The organism is Pseudolactococcus plantarum (assembly GCF_002441715.1).
Taxonomy (GTDB): domain Bacteria; phylum Bacillota; class Bacilli; order Lactobacillales; family Streptococcaceae; genus Pseudolactococcus; species Pseudolactococcus plantarum.
The window spans coordinates 64,935-80,788 of record NZ_JXJX01000006.1 but is presented as its reverse complement, the minus strand read 5'-3'; the positions used below and the strand labels follow the sequence as shown (position 1 = coordinate 80,788).

The 15,854-nt window shown below is 37.5% G+C and carries 15 protein-coding genes; 3 read left to right on the top strand and 12 right to left on the bottom strand.

Going from position 1 to position 15,854, the window contains the following annotated elements; genetic code table 11:
- Positions 1–182: 182 nt before the first annotated feature.
- The 5 genes from RU87_RS04885 to mutM all read right to left on the bottom strand — a co-directional run bounded on the left by RU87_RS04885 (position 183) and on the right by mutM (position 5,392).
- Complete coding sequence (locus RU87_RS04885) at positions 183–2,051, bottom strand: acyltransferase family protein (protein ID WP_068161818.1); 1,869 nt, start codon at positions 2,049–2,051, stop codon at positions 183–185.
- On the bottom strand, positions 2,048–2,437 hold the full coding sequence (locus RU87_RS04880; RefSeq protein WP_068161815.1) for an MORN repeat-containing protein: 390 nt from the start codon (positions 2,435–2,437) through the stop codon (positions 2,048–2,050). The genes RU87_RS04885 and RU87_RS04880 overlap by 4 nt, the downstream gene beginning before the upstream one ends.
- 215 nt (positions 2,438–2,652) lie before the next feature.
- Positions 2,653–3,051: a transcriptional regulator Spx gene (spx, locus tag RU87_RS04875; protein ID WP_068161810.1), complete on the bottom strand. Its 399-nt coding sequence runs from the start codon at positions 3,049–3,051 to the stop codon at positions 2,653–2,655.
- Positions 3,052–3,260: 209 nt separating this feature from the next.
- Positions 3,261–4,415 carry a recombinase RecA gene (gene recA, locus RU87_RS04870; protein ID WP_068161807.1) on the bottom strand — a complete coding sequence of 385 codons (1,155 nt, stop codon included), beginning with the start codon at positions 4,413–4,415 and terminating at the stop codon, positions 3,261–3,263.
- 143 nt (positions 4,416–4,558) lie between these two features.
- On the bottom strand, positions 4,559–5,392 hold the full coding sequence (gene mutM / locus RU87_RS04865; protein WP_096835817.1) for a DNA-formamidopyrimidine glycosylase: 834 nt from the start codon (positions 5,390–5,392) through the stop codon (positions 4,559–4,561).
- Between the two features lie 161 nt (positions 5,393–5,553).
- On the opposite strand from mutM, the gene RU87_RS04860 reads away from it, so the two are divergent.
- The 3 genes from RU87_RS04860 to dusB all read left to right on the top strand — a co-directional run bounded on the left by RU87_RS04860 (position 5,554) and on the right by dusB (position 8,993).
- Positions 5,554–7,005 (top strand): UDP-N-acetylmuramoyl-L-alanyl-D-glutamate--L-lysine ligase, encoded by a 1,452-nt coding sequence (locus RU87_RS04860; protein WP_068161801.1) that lies wholly within the window; start codon positions 5,554–5,556, stop codon positions 7,003–7,005.
- Between the two features lie 136 nt (positions 7,006–7,141).
- Positions 7,142–8,014, top strand: coding sequence for an Hsp33 family molecular chaperone HslO (gene hslO / locus RU87_RS04855; RefSeq protein ID WP_068161797.1), 873 nt, complete (start codon positions 7,142–7,144; stop codon positions 8,012–8,014).
- Complete coding sequence (dusB, locus tag RU87_RS04850) at positions 8,004–8,993, top strand: tRNA dihydrouridine synthase DusB (RefSeq protein ID WP_068161793.1); 990 nt, start codon at positions 8,004–8,006, stop codon at positions 8,991–8,993. Before hslO ends, dusB begins: the two co-directional genes overlap by 11 nt.
- 82 nt (positions 8,994–9,075) lie before the next feature.
- Here the strand turns inward: dusB and RU87_RS04845 are convergent, their stop codons facing one another.
- From RU87_RS04845 to RU87_RS04815, 7 genes are all read right to left on the bottom strand, one after another.
- A complete protein-coding gene (locus tag RU87_RS04845; protein WP_068161791.1) occupies positions 9,076–9,927 on the bottom strand; it encodes a YitT family protein in 852 nt (283 codons plus the stop codon).
- 73 nt (positions 9,928–10,000) lie between these two features.
- Entirely contained in the window at positions 10,001–10,876 is an 876-nt protein-coding gene (locus tag RU87_RS04840) for a YitT family protein (RefSeq protein WP_082782151.1), read from the bottom strand.
- 2 nt (positions 10,877–10,878) lie between these two features.
- On the bottom strand, positions 10,879–12,621 hold the full coding sequence (gene aspS / locus RU87_RS04835; protein WP_068161785.1) for an aspartate--tRNA ligase: 1,743 nt from the start codon (positions 12,619–12,621) through the stop codon (positions 10,879–10,881).
- 54 nt (positions 12,622–12,675) lie between these two features.
- On the bottom strand, positions 12,676–12,906 hold the full coding sequence (locus RU87_RS04830) for a hypothetical protein (protein WP_068161782.1): 231 nt from the start codon (positions 12,904–12,906) through the stop codon (positions 12,676–12,678).
- On the bottom strand, positions 12,906–14,186 hold the full coding sequence (gene hisS / locus RU87_RS04825; protein ID WP_068161779.1) for a histidine--tRNA ligase: 1,281 nt from the start codon (positions 14,184–14,186) through the stop codon (positions 12,906–12,908). The genes RU87_RS04830 and hisS overlap by 1 nt, the downstream gene beginning before the upstream one ends.
- 240 nt (positions 14,187–14,426) lie before the next feature.
- Positions 14,427–14,972, bottom strand: coding sequence for a CDP-diacylglycerol--glycerol-3-phosphate 3-phosphatidyltransferase (pgsA, locus tag RU87_RS04820; protein ID WP_068161775.1), 546 nt, complete (start codon positions 14,970–14,972; stop codon positions 14,427–14,429).
- A gap of 8 nt (positions 14,973–14,980) precedes the next feature.
- On the bottom strand, positions 14,981–15,853 hold the full coding sequence (locus RU87_RS04815; RefSeq protein WP_068161772.1) for a helix-turn-helix domain-containing protein: 873 nt from the start codon (positions 15,851–15,853) through the stop codon (positions 14,981–14,983).
- Between the last annotated feature and the right edge of the window lies 1 nt (position 15,854).

Sequence of the window (15,854 nt, the reverse complement as noted above, 5' to 3'; positions counted from 1 at the left end):
GCTAATTATAGTATAACATTTATTTATAGATGTATCTTACAAAAGTAGATAGCTCAAACGACGCTATCATTTTTGTGCTCTTTTTGTATAGCTGGCATACAAATACACCTAGGTATGTCATTAAAAAAATCGTATGCTCCTCTTCATACGATTTTTGTTTTGTAGTTAGCATATGCTTGATGTTATTTTTCAGCTATCGTCTCTTTTACTAGATTTATCCATGCCTTACGGCCTTCAATACGATCCGCGATATGGATACCGTCTACATCAAACCAATCTGTGTGACCTTGAGAAAGGCCACGCCAATCAGCTATTTTAACATTAGGATACTTCCCTTTTAACGTTAATTCGTAATCAGCAATCTTATCAGAATTAAATGGTCCCCCAGCTCCCCAGTTTGCAGGCGTAACTAATACAATCTTGCGTTTTGACGCATAGGTATTGATCAAGTCATCGATATGACTCATATCTTTCGTTGCATCAACAGAGTTAGTCCCCAAAGCAAAAACGATGGTAGCATTATCAGGCAGCATTTTAAGATCTGATTTTAGATTATCTTGATAGGCTTCTGAAATCGTTCGATCTCCTGCTGCATCTACGTAAGCAGTAGGGATAAGATTTTGAACTTGTGGTGCGCCATCAAAAGCAACAGTCGTTCCCATTGTAACAGAATCTCCAATGATTAATGTATCTGCACCCGCTGTACCAGTCTTTATCGCGTGCTCTCCAAGCGTTAATTGCTGAATTCCTTGTTGATTACTACCTGTCCATAATGTTTTTGATAAAGTCGTCTGAGCTGACGTTTTAGCTAAGGCAATGAGTGACAACAGCACAAGAAAAGTAGGGATGATCGGTTTTGCGTAAACTAATACAGTAGCAAATCTCTCATCAGATAAAAATGCTGATAGAAAACTTTTTCTGCCTTTCAGCATCGGATCAATCCCATAGAACATGATCGTTGCACATAAAAATGAAGCAATCAGTGTTAACAGCACTGCTAAAATATGCGGGACCTTAAAGTTTAAAAAAATAATCAAAAATGCCCAATGAAAAATATAGACACCATACGACACATCGGCAATGTACTTGATGACACGCGGCTCTTGACTCGTTGTCTTATCATGGAGTAAACGCAAATATAAAATTAATAACAGTGTTACGATTGAAGCAATCGTAAACCCAAACAAATAGGTAAATTTACTGTCAAAATGTAGGATTAATGCACCTAAAATCAACAAGACTGCGGCAATCACACTACGACTTATCAGTTGCTTAATGGAAAATTTACTTGATAAGTTGCGTAATAAAGGGGTCGTCTTGATGCCAGCTAGAGAAGCCAGCATAGCACCCAAGAAAAACGGAAAGACATGAGTCATTGGGCTATAATACAGTCCTGAATAAGTCGTGGTCATCAAACTACCAATAAACATCGATAAACTGCTCACCACAAAAAGGACAAAAGCAATCAAAAAGATAAAAATAGATAAGGCTTTTTTAAATCGTTTTGATAACCAAAAGATAAGTAAGCCCCATACAAGATAAAATTGGACTTCTAGTGCCAATGACCACAGGTGTACAAATAAATGTGGTGCAAAATTAGTCGCATAAGAGATACCCGTACTCGCTTCGTACAGATTACTGATAAAGCCTAGACCAGCAAAGACTTGATTTGAAAGATTATAGCGCAGATCATCATTTCCTAGTAAGGTCAACGGTAACACGATAAGTATCGCAAAAGCGACCGTTGGAAAAATTCTAAAAAAACGGCGTTCAGCAAATGTTTTAAGATTAAAGGTTTGTGTTAACCGGTATTCTTCTAAAGCGAGAGCGGTTATCAAATAACCCGAAAAGACAAAGAATATATCAACCCCTATGAAGCCACCTGGCAAAGCTTTAGGAAAAAAATGATACAGTAATACCAATGCTAGACCTAACGTTCTTATGTAGCCAAAATGACGAATATGGACATTACTCTTTTTAGGCGTCTCTAGTGAATGTTCTGTTGTTTCGATCACGTCATTTGACTTATTTTTTATATCTGCAACAGTCATTTGATGATTACTCCGTTTTTCATGCTAATTTTTTGTGTTTTACCTGAACTTATCATCTCACCTTTGCCATCTGGGGATCCATTTTTAAAGCTACCTTTATAAGTCCACTTGTCTTTTTTAGATGTAAATGTCCCTTGGTCATTAAACTTTCCAGATTTAAAATTACCAGTATAGGTATCGCCATTTTGGAATACCATAGTCCCACTACCTTCAGGTACGCCTTTTAAAAGCGTCCCTGTATAGGTGAATTGGTCATCTTTAATGGTCCCCTTATGCATACGGGGTAAAGTGAGTAAAAAAAGTAATATAAAAAACACCGGAATAAAAATGAGTATCCATTTTTGTGCTCCGACAAATCGGATAACTTTATTCAATGATTGTTGCAAGCCATTCTCTCCTATTTTCACATCTCATGGTATACATATAAACAATTTAATTATATCATAATTAAATTAAAGTTTTAACGTATTGTTAATGTTTATCAATAATTTCCAATGAATTAATAAGTAAAACTGTCTTGTTTGATTGAGACATCATCTATTTTAGATATTTTAACAATAAATAACCCCCACTGCCATATATAGACAGTAGGGGGTTATTTTTATATCGCATCACGTAATCTTAAACCGTCATTTTCTAAAACTCGGACATTACGTGGGAGAAAGGCACGTATTTCTTCTTCATTATAGCCAATATGCAATCGCTTATCATCCAATATGATGGGACGACGCAAAATTTGTGGATTTTGAGAAATAATTGACACTGCTTCTGAAAGCGAAAGCTCTTCAAAATCAACATTCAAAGATTTGACGAAACGATTTCGATTAGAAATCAATGACTCAATGCCATCATCACATTTTTCTAAAATGTGCTTGACCTCTTCAACCGATAAAGGACTAGACATGATATTTCTTTCATCATATGAAATGTCATGAACTGCCAACCATTGTTTCGCCTTTTTACAACTGGTACATGATGGCGCCGTGTAAATTGTTATCAATGTATTTCCTCCGTACTGATACTACTAACACATATCTAGTTTTAGACCACCAGTTAACACACTAACTGATCGAGTTAGTTATATGTTACCAATTATAGCACAGTTTGTCATCAGTCAAAAGACCTATTCTTTATAAAACTAAGATTTAATGTAATATTTTTTTAAATCTCATCAAAATATCATTAAATATGTATTTTTCTAACGATATATCAATCTTCGATTTCTATCGTATCAAGATCAAGGGATACAAGCTCTGATTCAGATTTTTCATCTTTAGGTTGACTACTTTTATCAGATTTTTCAGGTAATGATGCCTCATCAATCAAACCAAAGTGCTTGCGGACCTTATGATCAATCTCTTCAAATACTTCAGGATGTTCTTTCAAGTACAACTTAGCTTTTTCGGAACCTTGACCTATTTTTTCATCATTATACGCAAACCAGGCTCCTGATTTTTTGATAATATCTAAATCTGTTGCAATTTTGACTAATTCACCAGTTTGAGAGATACCTTCTCCAAACATAATCTCTACTTCTGCAACTTTAAATGGTGGAGCGACTTTATTTTTGACGACTTTAATTTTAGTTTCTTTACCCATCGCCGTATCTTTATCTTCACCCGTCCCTTTTATCTGTGTATTACCACGAACATCTAAACGAACAGACGCATAGAATTTTAAGGCACGACCACCAGGTGTTGTCTCAGGATTACCAAACATGACACCGACTTTTTCGCGTAGCTGGTTGATAAAAATAGCGATGGTTTTAGTTTTATTAATCGAAGATGAGAGTTTACGCATGGCTTGAGACATCATACGTGCTTGTAAGCCGACATGAGAATCTCCAATGTCACCATCAATCTCAGCACGTGGTACCAATGCGGCTACTGAGTCAATAACAACAAGATCGATCGCACCAGAATCAATTAATTTTCCTGCAATTTCAAGGCCTTGTTCTCCTGAATCTGGTTGAGATAATAATAATTCATCTATATTAACACCTAACGATGCTGCATAAGCTGGATCAAGCGCATGCTCAGCATCAATAAAGGCCGCAATACCACCTTCTTTTTGTGCTTGTGCAACCGCGTGAAGTGCAACCGTTGTTTTACCTGAAGACTCAGGTCCATAGACTTCGATGATTCTGCCTTTTGGATACCCACCTACACCTAATGCAATATCTAGCGCTAAAGAGCCTGAACTCATCACTTGGACTTTTTGTTCTGCCTTATCACCTAAACGCATCAAGGCACCTTTACCAAAGTCTTTTTCGATCGTTTTTAAGGCATCGTTAAGTGCTTTTTCACGCTCATCACCAAATTTTTTAGTCACATCATCTAGATTTTTTTTAGCTTTTTTTGCCACTTTAGTTCTCCTAGTCTGTTTCACAATTCGTGTTAGTTTTTTTAACTAACACTAGTATATAGTTTTATAAAGAAACTGTCAAATCTTTTTAATTATAGCATTTTCGTCTACATATATATATATGTAAAATAGCCACAACTTACTCAACTTTTCTTTAATTTCTGACAAGTCGGGCAAAAATGCGTCCCTCTGCCTGCAAGTTTATATTTTTCTATGGGTGTACCGCATACTGGACAAGGCTGAGATTTTTTACCGTAAACAGTTAAGTAATCTTGCATATTACCAGCAACGCCAAATGCGTTCTTATAGCTCCGTATGGTTGATCCACCTCTTTTCACCCCTGCAGCCAATACATTAATAATACTTTCCCTAAGCACTGACACATCGTTTGATGATAAATTTTTTGCGAGTTCTGATGGATGAATTTTGGCCAGCCATAATGCTTCATCCACATATATATTTCCCAGCCCCACCACAAGCGACTGCTCTAGTAAAAAGGGTTTGATTTTTTTTTGACTATGGATCAGTTTATCTTGAAAAGGTGCGAGTAAAAAGTCTGAAGCAACAGGTTCTGGACCTAATTTCTTAGTCTTAAAAAATTGCTCTAGATTTAAATTATCAACCAACTCCATGGTACCAAACTTCCTCACATCCTGATAAACCAATGTTTGTCCATTGGATAACTCAAAAAAAGCGTGAAAATGTTTATTAATTGGTAACGCTTGTGTGGGAAAAAGATGGTATTTTCCTTCCATCCTCAAATGACTAACTAACGTTTTTTCAGACAACTCAAATAGTAAGTATTTACCTCGTCGGCCAATGTTGATGATCTCTTTTCCAGGTAAATATGATAAAAACTCAGCTAAATCAGACTGAATCATCCGTTGATAATTTAGCTTTACACTCATGATTTTTTGACCACGTACGAGGTTATTCAGACCTCGACGCACTGTTTCGACTTCTGGTAATTCTGGCATATCACATACTCCTTATGAACCAGTTTACCAAAATCAGACCGAAGTTGACTATATTTTAACTTATTAACACAAGTGATCATAAGTTATATGATGCATTTCTTTTAGGAAAAGGCAGCCGATTACCAAACCATATGCATACAGAGATATGATATAATGAAGGTATGATAACTTTGACAACTGTGCTAGATATTTTAAAAACTGATGAAAACTTTCGAGATATGATTATTAAAGGAGAATACTTTAATGATGGATGTGTTGACCTATCGTTTGATAAACTATCTTATGATAGTCGCGACACATCAAGTCAAACTCTTTTTTTTGCTAAAGGCATACAGTTTAAGCGAGAATTTCTAATTGATTTAGCGATTCCGTTTTATATTTCTGAAATTGACTATGAGGTTGATATACCAGCTATCATTGTTCATGATGTCAAACATGCCATGAGTTTAATTGCCATGAGTTTTTATGATCATCCACAAACTTCACTCAAAACACTTGCCTTTACAGGTACAAAAGGCAAAACAACTGCAGCTTATTTTGCCAAAAACATATTAGATCAGCATAATCACAATAAGACAGCTATGTTTTCAACAATGGATACGACACTTGATGGGAGAACGTTTTTCAAATCTAAGCTGACAACACCTGAAAGTATTGACCTGTTTCGTATGATGCGCGAGGCCGTTAACAATGGGATGACACACCTAGTCATGGAAGTCTCTTCGCAAGCCTACAAAACTGCACGCGTTTATGGCTTAGTTTTCGATGTTGGTGTTTTCTTAAATATTTCTCCAGACCATATCGGTCCGATTGAACATCCTACATTTGAAGATTATTTTTACTGTAAACGACAGCTACTTGCGAATTCAAAGTACGCTGTTGTCAATGCTGAAATGGCACATATCGAGTTCATTAAGTCTCAATTAACATGTGAACATACCTTTTATGGCGACACTTCTCCTTATCCGATCACAAACTCTAAAGCATTTAGTTTTGAGGCGATGGGAGAAAGGTTTGACATCCAGTTAATCGGACATTTCAATCAGGAAAATGCACTATCTGCTGCTCTAGCTGCACAACAATTAGGGGCTAGTCTAACAGATATTAAACTAGGTATCGCAGAAACAACCGTCCCCGGACGTATGGAGGTACTATCTCAACATAACGGTGCCAAAATTTTTGTAGACTATGCACATAATGCTGATAGCTTAGAAAAATTAATTAATGTCGTACGACCACATCAAACTGGTAAACTCATTGTGGTTATAGGGACAACTGGCAATAAAGGCGAAAGTCGCAGGCAAGGTATCGGTGAACTTTTAAACACGCTGCCTGATATTCAAGTTATTTTAACAGCTGATGATCCTAACTTTGAAGACCCTGCTGAGATTGCTCGCGAAATTTCAGGGTTTATCACCCGAGAAGTTGCGATCATCGTAGACCGAGAACTTGCAATAGAAACGGCACTTAACCAAACTACAGGAGCAGACGATGCGGTCATCATTGCTGGAAAAGGCGTAGATGCTTTTCAGATCGTAAATGGCAGTCGTGTTCCTTATCCTGGTGATCGAAAAATTGCTGAAAAATACCTCTCCCTTCCTAGTCATGACTAGGCCATGCTGATAAGCATCATAAAAAGACCCTTTGTGGTCTTTTTATGATTAATTTACTAAGTTTAGCTACTAACACGACTAGATTTATCAGTCAACCTCTCTGCAGTTACACAACATTTATGATAAAATGGTTAGTATGGATAAGATTATCAAGACACTATCGAACGACGGTTATTTTAGAGCATATGCGCTTGATGCCACGCAAACTGTTTCTGAAGCTCAAAAACGCCACAACACTTGGTCGAGTTCTACAGTTGCTTTAGGGCGGACCTTGATCGCAGCACAAATGTTGGGTGCAAACCAAAAAGGGAATGATACAATCACTGTACGCGTCCAAAGTAATGGCGCCATCACGATGATAATTGCTGTCGCAGATACAAAAGGAAACGTTAAGGGCTATATCAAAGAACCAAACGTGGATTATAAACGTGGCTCAACAGGTGAAGTACTCGTTGGCGACTTAGTTGGACAAGGATGGTTTTCAGTAGTCAAAGATATGGGACTCAAAACGCCTTATACTGGTCAGACACCTTTAATTTCAGGTGAGATTGGAGAAGACCTAGCCTATTATCTAACGACCTCTGAACAAACACCATCTGCTATAGGATTAAATGTCTTATTAAATGAGGATGAAACTGTTAAAGTTGCAGGTGGCTTTTTAGTTCAAGTCATGCCTGATGCCCCTGAAAAAGAAATTGCTGCTTTTGAATCAAGAATTCAAGCCATGCCAGCCATTTCTAAATTATTACAATCGTACGATCATTCTAAGGCGATCTTAGATGCCATCTACGGGCAGGACCAATATAAAATATTATCAGAATCTGATTTAGCTTTCCACTGTGATTGTTCAAAATCAAGGTTTTCTGATGGGATTCAAAGTTTAGGCAACACCGAAATTGAAAAATTAATTACTGAAAATCACGGCGCTGAAATTATTTGTCAGTTTTGCGAAACAGTATACAATTTTTCCGAAAATGATTTGAAAGAATTGATAAAAAATGATGAATAACTATACAACGCCATGGAAAATTGGCAATGTTGAGATCAATAAAAGAATGGTACTTGCGCCTATGGCCGGTATCTCAAATAAAGCATTCTTAAGTTTAGCTAAAGAATTTGGTGCAGGACTCGTCGTCACAGAGATGATTTCTGATAAAGGGATTGAACATCGAAATGCGAAAACACTCTCTATGCTCGATTTTGATGGCATTCCAAACCCACTATCCATCCAAATTTTTGGTGGTGATGCAACAACATTAGTAGAAGCTGCTAAATTTGTAGAAGCGCATACAACTGCTGATATCATTGATATCAACATGGGATGTCCAGTTCCTAAAGTAACTAAAAACGAGTCTGGCTCACGTTTGCTACTTGATCCCGACAAAATTTACGATGTCGTATCTGCTGTCGCATCATCAGTAGCACTTCCAATCACTGTTAAGATGAGAACTGGTTGGGATAATGAGCATTTATTTCCTGTTGAAAATGCTTTAGCAGCTGAAAAAGCCGGAGCAGGTGCTGTTGCGATGCACGGCAGAACACGTGCACAGATGTATGAAGGTAGTGCAAATTGGGATATCTTAGCACAAGTAGCGAGTAAAATGACGATTCCTTTTATTGGTAATGGGGATGTTAGAACACCTGAGGATGCCAAAAGAATGCTTGATGAAACAGGCGTTGATGCTGTGATGATTGGTCGAGCAGCCTTGGGCAATCCATGGATGTTAAAACGAACAAGTCATTTCCTTGAAACAGGAGAGGATCTCCCAGAACCAACAATTGCTGAAAAAATTGAAACCGCTAAGATACATCTCGTACGTTTAACTGATCTAAAAGGAGATGATACTGGTTCTCGTGAGTTTCGTCAGCACGCAGCCTATTATCTTAAAGGGGCACCACGTGCCGCCAAAGTCAAATTAGCCATTAATCAAGCTAACACGTCTGCAGAAATAGTTGCAATCTTTGATGACTATTTAAAAAACCTATGATACTTGGTATCATAGGTTTTTTCATATTATGCCTTAACTTATTTGTTTGCCAACCCATCGTAATATGCTGTTATACATGCTCTTATTCATAGGTAAAGCCACTGCCTATCACCTCGTGAACATTAATAATCGAGATGAACGCATCTGGGTCAATTTCTGCTAATAAGTTTTTGACGATAAGCACCTGACTAGGACTTAAGACAACATAAATCACTTTTTTATCTTGGGCTGAGTAAACGCCTTCTGCTTTTAGATAAGTTGCTCCACGCTTAACTTCTGACATGATTTTAGCAGAAATTGCTTCATGATGCTCGCTAATAATTAACATACCGCGAACAGTATAGCCACCATTTTGCACAACAGCAACAACTTGACTGAATACAAAACTCGCAATCACTGTATACATCATATGTTGTACATCTATATAGCTTAAAGAAAGTGTCAGCACTAAAATATCTAGTATGAAGAGACTTTGCCCAATAGCAATCCCTCTTTTTTGCTCTACATAACGACCAATGATATCCGCACCACCTGTCGTTCCACCAAATCGAAAGACGATACCAACACCTATACCAGCAAAAATACCAGCAAGTAAAGCAGCAATCAGCATATCGTGGCTGATATCGATATTAAAATTAATCTTTTGAAAAACCCAGATGGCAAGTGACATACAAATCGTGCCATGTATGGTATAAATCATCTCTTTCTTACCAAATATTTTACTACCGAGGAAAAATAGAGGTAGATTAAGTAGCAACTGTGAGTAAGCTGGATTGATATTAAAAAGTGCATGGCCAATCAAGGTAAAACCACTAATACCACCTTCTGCAAGCTGATTAGCCATATTAAAATTAACAAATCCAAACGCATAGATCGCAGTCCCTAAAGCAATCATTATAAAATTTATTGGATGAAATCTAGTTTGTTTTATCATCTAATGCTCCTATCTTTAGTACCAAGGTTAACTCATGATAGGGTCATAATTTTATGAAAAACGCTGTATCCGATTACGCCTCATCTTCAACAAAGCGTCCTAGCACCTTAACATTTTCAACTATTGATACAAAAGCATGTGGATCAACTGTTTTCATGATGTATTTAAACTCTTGGTATTCTGCTTGTGTAATAATCGTGATCAACAGTGTCATATCGATGTGTGAATACCCACCTTCAGCAGAGTTGACAACCGTGACACCACGATGTAATAATTCGTGTAGTGCTTGAATGACTACCTCAGGATTTTTAGTCACAATTGTCGCTTGCAGTTTTCTTTGTTTCGTATAAATCGCATCTGTGACACGACTTGAAACAAAGATTGTTAAAAGCGAATAAAACATATATTGCCAGCCAAAAAGTATTCCTGCCACGATAACAATCACACCATTAAATATTAAACTGATGTTACCGACTTGACGACCTGTTTTTTTACGGATATATAAACTGATAATATCTGTTCCACCACTGGAAATACCACTACGTAAAGCATAGCCAATGCCAGATCCCATAATAGCACCACCAAAAATCGCATTAATGATTGGGTCAGTAGCCAAGGTATACTGAGGAATAATATGAATGAATACTGAACTTAAAGTAACCGTAAGCACAGTATAAATTGTAAATTGTTTACCAATCTTAAACCAGGCAAGTATCAGTAAAGGTAGATTCAGTAAGTATAAAGTAATGGACACCGGTAAATTCTGTCCAATGATATTCACAGATAACGTTGTAAATATTTGTGCTAAACCTGTAATACCACTTGAATAGACATGTCCCGGTTGAAAAAATAAATTTAGCGCGACAGCTGATAGTATCGCATAAACGACTGATGCTGAAAACTTTTGCATCAATTTCTCGACAGATATATTTCTAATCAGATTCATCATCTTTATTTCCCAATTTTTAAATTAAGTTCATCAAGTTGTTGGTCTGACACATCGCTAGGTGCTTGTGTCATCGGATCAGTTGCTTTATTATTTTTTGGAAATGCAATAACTTCTCGTATATTATCTTTACCAGCTAATAACATGACAAATCGATCAAGTCCAAGTGCTAGTCCGCCATGTGGTGGAAAACCATAATTCATCGCTTCTAATAAGAAGCCAAATTGTTCATTAGCTGCTTCTTTTGTGAAACCAAGTGCTGTAAACATACGTTCTTGAAGCTCTTTTTGATTAATCCGTAAGCTACCACCGCCTAATTCATAGCCATTTAAGACAATATCATAAGCAACTGCACGAACTTTTGACAAGTCCCCTTCAAGTTCAGGAGCACTGTCTTGTGTTGGTAATGTAAAAGGGTGATGCGCACTCATATAGCGAGATTCTTCTTCACTCCACTCAAACATTGGCCAATCAACTACCCATAAAAAGTTATATTGATCTGGCGCAATCAAGTCCTGTTCTTTAGCTATTCGACTACGTATCGCACCTAAGGTTGTATTGGCAACGTCTAGATCGTCTGCCACAAATAAGACGAGATCGTTCTCTGTCAAGGACAAGGCTTTTGTTAAATCATCTGCAATATCTGGTAAAAATTTAGCAATTGGTCCTGCAAAAACTTGATCTGAGAATTTCACCCAAGCAAGTCCTTTAGCGCCAAATTGCTTAGCAAATTCTGTTAGTTTATCAATATCTTTACGCGAGTAACGATCTGCCAGGTTTTTAACAACAATTGCTTTGATGGCTGATGCTTGCGTAAACACTTTAAAATCAGCGCGTTTCGCAATAGCTGTGATATCTACAAGCTCCATCTCAAACCTAGTGTCGGGCTTATCAGAGCCATATCGATTCATGGCATCATCATATGATATCCGTGGGAATGGCAAACTTACGGTGATGTCTTTAGTCTCTTTCATGACCTTTGCAATCAGGCCTTCTGTCAACTCTTGAATCTCTGTTTCATCTAGAAAGGCAGTTTCTAAATCCACTTGTGTAAACTCAGGTTGTCGGTCCCCACGTAAATCCTCATCTCTAAAACACTTAACAATTTGGTAATAGCGGTCAAAACCAGCATTCATTAACAACTGTTTGGTGATTTGTGGAGATTGTGGTAAGGCATAAAAATGTCCTTGGGACACACGACTAGGTACCAGATAATCACGCGCACCTTCTGGTGTTGATTTTGTTAACATTGGTGTTTCAACATCAATAAAGTCAAGATCATCTAAATAATGACGAATCGACTTTGTCACTTGATGTCTTAATTTTAAATTAGCTAACATCTCAGGGCGACGTAAATCTAAGTAACGATAACGCAGGCGTGTGTCATCACTAGCTTCAAGATTATCTTTTATCTCAAATGGTGTTGTCTTTGCAGTGTTTAAAATCGTTAACGCTGATACTTCAAGTTCAACCTCACCCGTTGCTAATTTATGATTGGCTTGCGTTCTTGCCGATACTCTACCAGTGACTTCAACCACATACTCACTTCTTAGGCTTTCTGCTGTAGCTAATACTTCTTTTGATACAAGCTCCGGATTAACAACCAGCTGCATAATCCCTTCACGGTCACGTAAATCAATAAAAATCAAACCGCCCAAATCTCTACGTCGTGATACCCATCCTTTAAGGGTAATCGTCTGTTCTAAGTGTGCTAAACGAACTGCTCCCGCATACATGGTACGCTTCATATGTTTTGTCCTTTCTGAACTTTTAAAAATTGAATACTAAAGTAATAGCCTGTTTTATCGTGTAGAGATTGTGACCCAAAATTGTAATACAAGTGTCAGGATTACAACCACCATCGCAAGTTTACTTTTAGAAATTGCCCTATCTCTATTAAAAAGCACAACCACAGCACAGTAAATGACCAAAAACGTACTACCAACACGATGTGTACTTGTAAGCATTTGATAAAGACTAGCAGCTATGGATAGCGCTGATAATCCCATTAATAGTTTCAGTTTATCAGCCATTACTTTGTAACTTTCTCAAATACATCATCAAAATTCTCTTCGATTTCTGCTAAGGTTGTGTTAACTGACTGACGCGTCACATTATTTTTAACAGTAACATCACCTGAAGCGACTTCTGATTCTCCTAAAGTAATAATCGTTCTAGCACCAAATTCCTCTGCTGACTTAAACTGTTGCTTAATCTTACGATTAAGGACATCGCGCTCTACTGCATATCCTTGGTTACGTAACGATTGCACTAATTTCAATGCAGCGATATTCGCACTGTCCCCTAAAACAACAACATAAACAGCTAATGAGTTGACGACAGGTAATGCAATATTTTGTGCCTCTAATACCAACAGTAGACGTTCTACACCAAGACCAAAGCCAAAAGCTGGTGTATCCGGACCACCAAAGTAACTAACAAGCCCATCGTAGCGTCCACCACCACATAATGTCAACTCTTTTCCTTTTATCGTTGTCATAAACTCAAAAATCGTATCGTTATAATAATCTAGACCACGTACCATATTTTGATCTATCTGATAAGCAATGCCTAAACTATCTAACATTGTTGTAACAGCACTCAAGTGTTGTTGGCTCGCCTCAGATAGGAAATCTAAGATAGATGGTGCGTCTTTTACGATAGCAATATCCGCTTGTTCTTTAGAATCTAATACACGTAATGGATTGTCATGTAATCGACGTTTTGAATCTGATGACAGCTGATCTAAATGTTGTGATAAGTAAGCGATCAAAGCTTCACGGTATTGGGTGCGCGTTTCACTATCACCTAATGAATTAATCACAAGTTTAATATCTTTAACACCTAATGCATCAAAGAATGCTTTAGCCATCGCAATTGTTTCGACATCTGTAGCTGGATTATTTGAACCAAAATTTTCTACACCAATTTGATGAAATTCACGGAGTCTACCTGCTTGTGGACGCTCATAACGAAACATAGGTCCAGTATAGTATACCTTAAAAGGTTTTTGAACTTCTGGTGCAAATTTCTTGTTTTCAACATATGAGCGAACGATAGGTGCTGTCCCTTCAGGGCGAAGCGTGACATGTCGATCCCCTTTATCATAGAAATCATACATCTCTTTTGTCACAATATCAGTCGTATCTCCAACAGAACGTGAGATCACTTCATAATGTTCAAAAATTGGTGTTCTAATTTCACTAAAATGATAATCAGAAAATACTTGTCTCATCTTTTCTTCTACAAACTGCCATTTTTCACTTTCTCCGGGTAAAATATCATTTGTCCCTTTAGGTCTTTGTAATTTCATCCTTACCTTATATCCTCTCAACTATCTATAAGAAAACGCCCAAGAGCGCAAAAAACACACGCTCAAGGACGATAATATCGTGGTACCACCTTGGTTTCCTAGAAATACCTAGCTTTTTAGCTATAAAGTCGCCACCTATCAGTTATCTGTCACGTTCATTCGGCTTTTCAGATACCGCCGCTCTCTTCACTTAATTATATATTAGTCAGTCCTAATTTGCAAGATTTTAACGAGAAAAAATCACGCTACATCCTTGAAAACACCCATATTTTTTGCAAAATAATCGTAGCCTGAATAAATCGTAGCAACAAGACAGATATATAGGAAAATAGTGCCAATCATCGTCAATCCTAATAATAAGAAAATAATTGATAACATTTGTGTAAATGTTTTAATTTTCCCAGGTAAGGCTGCAGCCATGACAACACCACCTTGTTCTACCAAGAGTAGGCGTAGACCAGTCACAGCTAATTCACGACAAATAATAATTGCAATCACCCATGCTGGTGCCAAGTTAAGTGGTATTAGCATAATAAACGCTGCCATCACTAACATTTTGTCAGCTAAGGGATCCGCAAATTTCCCGAAATTAGAGACGATATTCCACTTTCTAGCTAAATAACCGTCTAACCAATCCGTTGCAGATGCGATTGCAAACAAAATGGCTGCCACAATTTGCCAACTTTGCGACTGTCCGCCCAATACTAAAATCAAAAGGAAAACTGGTATTGCAAAAATACGTGCAATCGTTAAATTATTTGGTAAATTTTCTTTGGTAAATTTCATCTTTATCTCTATTCTATTTCAATCGTTAGGGTTGCAGGTGTATCAGGTGCACCAATACTAGATAAATCAAGTGGGGTATCACCGATGTTGATCATTAACCCTGATGTTTTACCAACTGTTAATACCGTTGTCTTATCACTCAAGGTGGCGACAACTGGTGTTTGACTAGTTAGTGTGACTTGTCCACCAGCTAAATCAGAATTTGTCATGCCTAACCAGATTTCTGTGTTCTCAGCGACACTCAGATTCACCTTAACAGGGTTAGGTGCATGTTTCACTTTTGCAGTCAACGTTTGACCTTGTCCTGTCACCTGAATCTCTGTTTTAGGAGTTGCTGGGGTAGGTGCCGACGAACTTTCAGGAGTTGATTTTTTTTCTTGTTTTTGACTACTTTTCGTAGACACGCTAGATGATGCGGAAACAGTGTATAAATTTTCAGCTATGTCATCTTTTTTAGGATTATTCAAGAGTACGACGATTGAGATAGCAATAACAATCAAACAAGCAACACCACCTAGAATTGTAATAGGTAGATAATATCGCCACGTTTTTCGAGCATTCGTTACCTGTTCTTGATCATCGCGTTCTGAGGGCTTGATAAACCGATAGTTTACAGAATGATCAATCGGTTCATCTACTTCGATCATCGCCCCCTCTTCATAAGCATCTATCAACTGATCGGAATCTAGACCTAGACGCTCAGCATATTGTTTTAAATATGCTTTGATATAAAAGTCCCCTGGAAGCGCATCGTAATCGTCTTGTTCCAAGGCAATAATATATGTTTTTTGAATCTTTGTATAGTCTTCTACTTGCTTAAGCGTCATATCAAGTGTTGCACGCTTTGCGCGTAAAACTTGACCAACTGTTTTTTCTACCACG